Source organism: Mesorhizobium sp. M7A.F.Ca.AU.001.01.1.1 (assembly GCF_004022735.1).
Classification (GTDB): Bacteria; Pseudomonadota; Alphaproteobacteria; order Rhizobiales; family Rhizobiaceae; genus Mesorhizobium; species Mesorhizobium ciceri.
The window spans coordinates 1-5,175 of record NZ_RZPF01000488.1 but is presented as its reverse complement, the minus strand read 5'-3'; the positions used below and the strand labels follow the sequence as shown (position 1 = coordinate 5,175).

The following is a 5,175-nucleotide window of genomic DNA, read 5'->3' as shown; positions in this document are numbered from 1 at the left end:
ATACAGACCGGGGCGCAGATGCCCAGGCGCCTAAAACAAGGCCCTCTCCAATGGCCCCGCCAGTGTCTCGGCAAAGCCCGTCGCCAGATGGTGCCTGTCACGAAACGCCAGCTTGCCTGATATGACGACGTGGCAGGAGGTCGGGCCGCAGAATTGGTTGGTGAGGTCGATGTAGCGGGTGTCGGGCACGCTGGTCACCACGGCGCGCTCGGTGGCGGCGGTGCTGTCGTTGGCGGCTTCGGCCCTTGGCGTGTCGCAGTGCGGCGAGGGTGCCTCGCGCCACCACAGGGTGCGCGCCACGCAGGAGCCGGCGAAGCTGGCGTTGATCGGCGTGTCGCGGATGACTGCCGTCTCGACACCGGCCCGGCTGAAGGCCTGCAAGGTCGAGCGCAGGCCGGCCTGCCAGCGCGCCACTTCGGCGGTGCGTTCGGCGGCGGGCAGATCGCGGGTCAGATTGCCGATGGAAAATTCGGAGATCACCACCAGGCGCGGCTTGCGGCGGATGATCTCTGATATGGCCTGCTCGCGCCAGGCGTCGCATTCGGTGTAGTCGCGCTTCAGCACCGTGTTGAAGGTGGAGAGCCGCGAGGCGCGGCACGATGATTTGAGGTAGGTGACCACCTTGGTGTCGTTGCGCCTGGCTGCTTCGATCAGCGGCGTCGACCAGTGGTCGGCGTGCGAATCGCCAAACAGCACGATGGTGCGGGTGGCATCGGCCGGGCCGAATGTGCAGGGTTTCGGCGTCACCGTTTGGAAGTCGGCCAGGCAGTTCTTGTCGACGGCCCGCGCGATGGAAGGTCTTTCGGCCGCCTGCTCGATGCCGCGCTGCTCGGGACCGATGTTGCGCGTGGCCAGATGCGCATTGGCGTAGGCGACCGCCACGCCGGCACCGGTCAGCGCCAGCGCGGGTGCGAGCGCGCGAGCGCCCACCGTCAGCCAGGCGCCGCGTCGTGCCGGGTTCTCGATGAGGTGATAGGTGAGCACCGACAGCGCCAGCGCCAGCACGCCGCAGCCCAGCCGCTGCGGCACCGTAAGATCGGGCGTCAGCATCCCGGCGTAGACGATGACCGGCCAGTGCCAGAGATAGAGCGAATAGGAGAGCGTGCCGATCCATTGCAAGGGCGGCAGCGACAAAGCGGTGGCCGGGCCAAGGACGTGCCGGTCGGTCCGCCCGTTGGTCTGTTCCCCGCAGCCGCCGCTCAGCAGCACCAGCACGGTGCCGGCAACCGGCAGCAGTGCATACCAGCCGGGGAAGGGCAGGTCCTCGCTCAACAGGCGATAGGCGGTCGCAATCAGCGCCAGGCCGAGCCAGCCAAGGGCTGGCCGCAGCCAGATGCGGTGCTGCAGCAAAGCCATGGGGACCAGCGTCGCCAGGCCGCCGGCAGCGAACTCCCAGGCGCGCAGCGGCGAGAAATAGAAGGCCCAGGCCGGCGCCGCGCTGGTCAGCCACAGGCAGGCGGCGAAGGAGGCGAGGCCGACCACGCCGATCATGGCTGCGGCCGTTCGCCGGCCCGGCCGCAGCCAGGCGGCCAGCAGAAGCAGCGCCGGCCAGGCCAGATAGAACTGCTCCTCCACCGACAGCGACCAGAAGTGGATGAAGGGATTGCTGGTGGCGTCGGCGGCGAAATAGTCGAACGACCAGCGCAGCAGCCACAGATTGATGGCATAGGCGGAGGCAAACATGGCGCCGCGCGAATAGAGCGCCTGCTCCTGCGGCGCCAGGATGAAGTAGCCGGCGGCCAGCGTGACCAGGATGACGAACAAAGCTGCCGGCAGGAGCCGCCGCGCGCGCCTGGCATAGAAGCGCCAGAGGTCGAGCCGGCCGGTCTCGCCGATCTCCTGCATGAGATGGGTCGATATCAGCCAGCCCGAGATGACGAAGAAGATGTCGACGCCGGCAAAGCCGCCGGGGAGCGCGGTGAGGCCGAAATGGTAGGCGACGACGCCGCCGACGGCGAGCGCGCGCAATCCTTGTATGTCCGGCCGGAACGATGCTGCCACGACGGCTCCCTCGTGCAAGCCCAGCCCCTGTGCAATGTCGGCGGTGCAGGCCGATATCGCAATGCAACAAATTATCGCAGTGCAACATGGCAGAAATGGGGAGATGGGCCGGGTGCCGGCCGGGCCCGATCCTTGCGTGGCTGGCTTGTCTGCACACCTGCGGCAGACGCAAAACAGCCCCGCGCGGGGCTGTTTCTCATTCGGGTTGCTGGACTGCTACTTGCTGCCGCCGTTCGCTTTCACGCTGCTGCAGAATTCGGGATGGCTGTTGGCCGCAGTGGCGTCCTTCGCCTCGTCCTCGCAGGCCTTCATCATCGCGGTCTGGTCGTCCGGCGTAAGGGCCTTCCAGGCTTTCACGAAGTCGTCGTTGCTGACCATCGTCTTCATGCTGCTATCGGTGTAGAAGGGCTGCATCTTGGCTGGATCGTCGAGAGCCGACGTTTTGGCAAACGCCGCGCCGCCGACCATCGAAAGTGCCATGGCGCCCAAGCAGATCATCTTGATGTTCATGGGTACTCTCCTATTGCTTTGGGATCGTCGAAGCAACGATCCATTGGAAAACGACAGGTTTGGGTGAAAGTTCCGGCATTTTTTGCGTAAAAAAGCCGAAACGAGGAAAAATATAGCCGAAAAACTTGAAACTTTCCCCGATTTTTCCCGTAGGAGGCGAGTTTATCGGGTCTCTCGTGCGAGACTGACCACCAGTCGATCGACGCTGGGGTCGTCGAGGCTGACGATATGGGCCATCTGCAACGCCCGCTTCATGCTGACCCTGGTGACGTCCTGCCGCATGATGACCGGCACAAAGGCCGGCCCCGATCCTGTGAGGACGATCGCCCTGCCGACCAGAACCGGTTCGGAGATGGGAGCCCACTGTACGGTCATGATCGAGGGCTCGCTTGTCTGGCGGCGGTTGATGCCTGTGAAATAGATCCAGTTCAGGCGCGAGATCGCTACGCCGTAGTGGTTGCCGGGCATTCTGGCGCCACCCTGGCCATCGCCCGGGGCCCACCGCGTCACCCGCCTGAAGGTGACCAGCTCGGCCTCACGTCGCAGGAAGGTGACCGAGCGCATCAGAAGGTCGGGGCGGCCGGGGACCGAAAAATAGGTGAAATAAGTGCCGCCGGCGATGGCGGGCGACGGCGGCCGCACCATGTTTTCGTACAGTGCCTCGCGCAGCGATGCATTGCCGTCGCCGTTGGCTGCGGGAATAGCCGGCTCGCGATACAGCTCGTTTTCGTCGATCTTGAAATAATCGCAGATCAGCCTGGCGGTGGTTTTGTTGGGCACCGCCTTGCCTTGCAGATAGCGCTCGAACTGGGTGCGATTGATGCCAAGCTCACGGCACACCGCGCTGACGGAAGCATGGCGCTGGACCAGCCGCCTGAGATTGGCGGCGAGATTCTCGCGAATTGGCACGACATCTCCCCGACAGACGTACGGACCAGTATTCAAGCGATAGCTTATATACACTTGCATGCCGTGGCGCTGGCGCGAAGATGGACCTTTGGCCAATAGGCAACGATCCCGTAGAGCGTAGGCTGTACGATTCTGACAGTCCGGCTATGCAAGCCGCGTAAATGGGCGTATTTCGGTGGCAAGAGCGACCTCGGATCGGCCTCTCGACATCCTGTAATGGAGGGCGGTTTGGATCATACCGACCTGGTCGAGCTTCTGGACTACACGCAGGCGCAATTGACGAAAATCCGCCAGGCGGTCGCGGCAAGCGATCACGCCGGTGCCATGTTCACCATTGATTGCCTTGTCGGAGCGGCGGCCGAGCAGACGAAGTGCAAGCTTGCAAGCCTGGAGCATGCCGGCTTGCCGATCGGCAAGGATGAGCCGATCGGCAGGGATGGGCCGATCGGCAGGGATGGGCCGATCGGCAGGGATGGGCCCATAAAAGGCGGTGCGGCACCGCCCGGCAAAGCGACATCGGGCAAGCCGGATGCCGGCGGCAGCCGCTCCTGATCAGGCCGCGCCGATCTCGCCGATCAGCCTTGCATATTCGGCCTCGGCTTCGCCGTAACTGCCATTGGCGAGTTCCAGCAGCCCGGCGCGGTCGCGAATGACGATCTCGCCCCGTTTCGAGCGAATCAACGCGCGGCCTTCGAGCAATTGAAGCGCGACGGTGACGCCTGGCCGCCTGACACCAAGCATGATGGCCAGGAATTCGTGGGTGATGGCGAGATGTTCGCCGGTCACCCGGTCGTCGCACATGAGCAACCATCGCGCCAGCCGCTCCTCGAGCTTCAGCCGCGCGTTGACGAGCGCGGTGCAGCCGGCCTGGGTTTGTAGTGCGTTGACGAAGCGCAGCAGGAACATGCGCAAGGTCGTACTTGCCTCCAAAGCTGCCTTGAAAGCGCCGGCTTCGATGCGGATCGCTTCGCCTTCGAGTTGGACAAAACAGGCATGCGGCGCACGGTCGTCGCCCATCACCAGGGAGTATCCCGTCATGCCTTCGAAGCCGATGAAGCCCACTTCGGCCTCTTGGCCGCTTGCCGTGCTGGCGACCACCGAACCAATGCCCTGTTCGATGAAGTAGACGGCCTCGATCGGAACATTCGGGGTCACCAGCATCATGCGCAATGGCAAGTCGCAGCGCTGCATGTGCGGCTCGAGCAACGCCAGATCATCCGCAGGCATGCGCCGCAGCAATTGGTTTCGGTACGGATGGTTCCCGTCGGGATTGGGTTTTTTGTCGGGATCAGAGTTTTTGTTGGGATCAGACATGGCGTGGCCCAATGCAGGGCAAGAGCCATCCAATCTCCCAGCCGTCCGTGCCCGTAAAAACGTGAGGACGATGGCCTATGTATAGGGGCTCTGAACGCAGAAAGATATCAATGCGATATGAAATTCGAAGCACGGCGCCCCCCAACGCCTGTTCGCATATGAAAAGATCGGCCTGAATGTTAGTGTCGGAAACGTACCAAACGCCATTTGGTACAAAACCGACATATTTCATGAGAGCGCCGGATCACGCCGATAAAATCCGCTGGCCAATGAAAAGCGCCATGTCGCGCTGGGCCTGGGGACCGTTCGAAGAAGGGGGAGGACCGGGGGGAGAATTGTACGATAGTTACTGTGATGAAGGCCGATGTTGACTCTTGCTCAGCCCGATTTCATTTTTTGACCCACAGCGTCTAAAGCGCATCGCGTTTGATCCGATTTATG

5 protein-coding genes are annotated in these 5,175 nt (G+C 63.1%); 1 reads left to right on the top strand and 4 read right to left on the bottom strand.

Features of this window, described 5'->3' with window-relative positions; translation table 11 throughout:
* Window positions 1-30: 30 nt before the first annotated feature.
* The 3 genes from EN884_RS25150 to EN884_RS25140 form a co-directional block, all read right to left on the bottom strand.
* Window positions 31-2,001 carry an acyltransferase family protein gene (locus EN884_RS25150; protein WP_063168641.1) on the bottom strand — a complete coding sequence of 657 codons (1,971 nt, stop codon included), beginning with the start codon at window positions 1,999-2,001 and terminating at the stop codon, window positions 31-33.
* Window positions 2,002-2,217: 216 nt separating this feature from the next.
* Window positions 2,218-2,511: a hypothetical protein gene (locus EN884_RS25145; protein ID WP_013530594.1), complete on the bottom strand. Its 294-nt coding sequence runs from the start codon at window positions 2,509-2,511 to the stop codon at window positions 2,218-2,220.
* 162 nt (window positions 2,512-2,673) lie between these two features.
* On the bottom strand, window positions 2,674-3,420 hold the full coding sequence (locus tag EN884_RS25140) for a helix-turn-helix transcriptional regulator (RefSeq protein WP_063168640.1): 747 nt from the start codon (window positions 3,418-3,420) through the stop codon (window positions 2,674-2,676).
* A gap of 228 nt (window positions 3,421-3,648) precedes the next feature.
* Here EN884_RS25140 and EN884_RS25135 point away from each other — a divergent pair, with 228 nt between their 5' ends.
* On the top strand, window positions 3,649-3,972 hold the full coding sequence (locus EN884_RS25135; RefSeq protein WP_082826689.1) for a hypothetical protein: 324 nt from the start codon (window positions 3,649-3,651) through the stop codon (window positions 3,970-3,972).
* On the opposite strand, the gene EN884_RS25130 is transcribed toward EN884_RS25135, so the two are convergent.
* Window positions 3,973-4,647: a Crp/Fnr family transcriptional regulator gene (locus tag EN884_RS25130; protein WP_164895142.1), complete on the bottom strand. Its 675-nt coding sequence runs from the start codon at window positions 4,645-4,647 to the stop codon at window positions 3,973-3,975.
* Window positions 4,648-5,175: the final 528 nt, after the last annotated feature.

What these genes read in the sequence shown, in the direction of transcription:
- EN884_RS25130 (WP_164895142.1), bottom strand. Translation starts at nt 4,647, where the DNA reads ATGCCTGCGGATGATCTGGCGTTGCTCGAGCCGCACATGCAGCGCTGC.
- EN884_RS25145 (WP_013530594.1), bottom strand. Translation starts at nt 2,511, where the DNA reads ATGAACATCAAGATGATCTGCTTGGGCGCCATGGCACTTTCGATGGTC.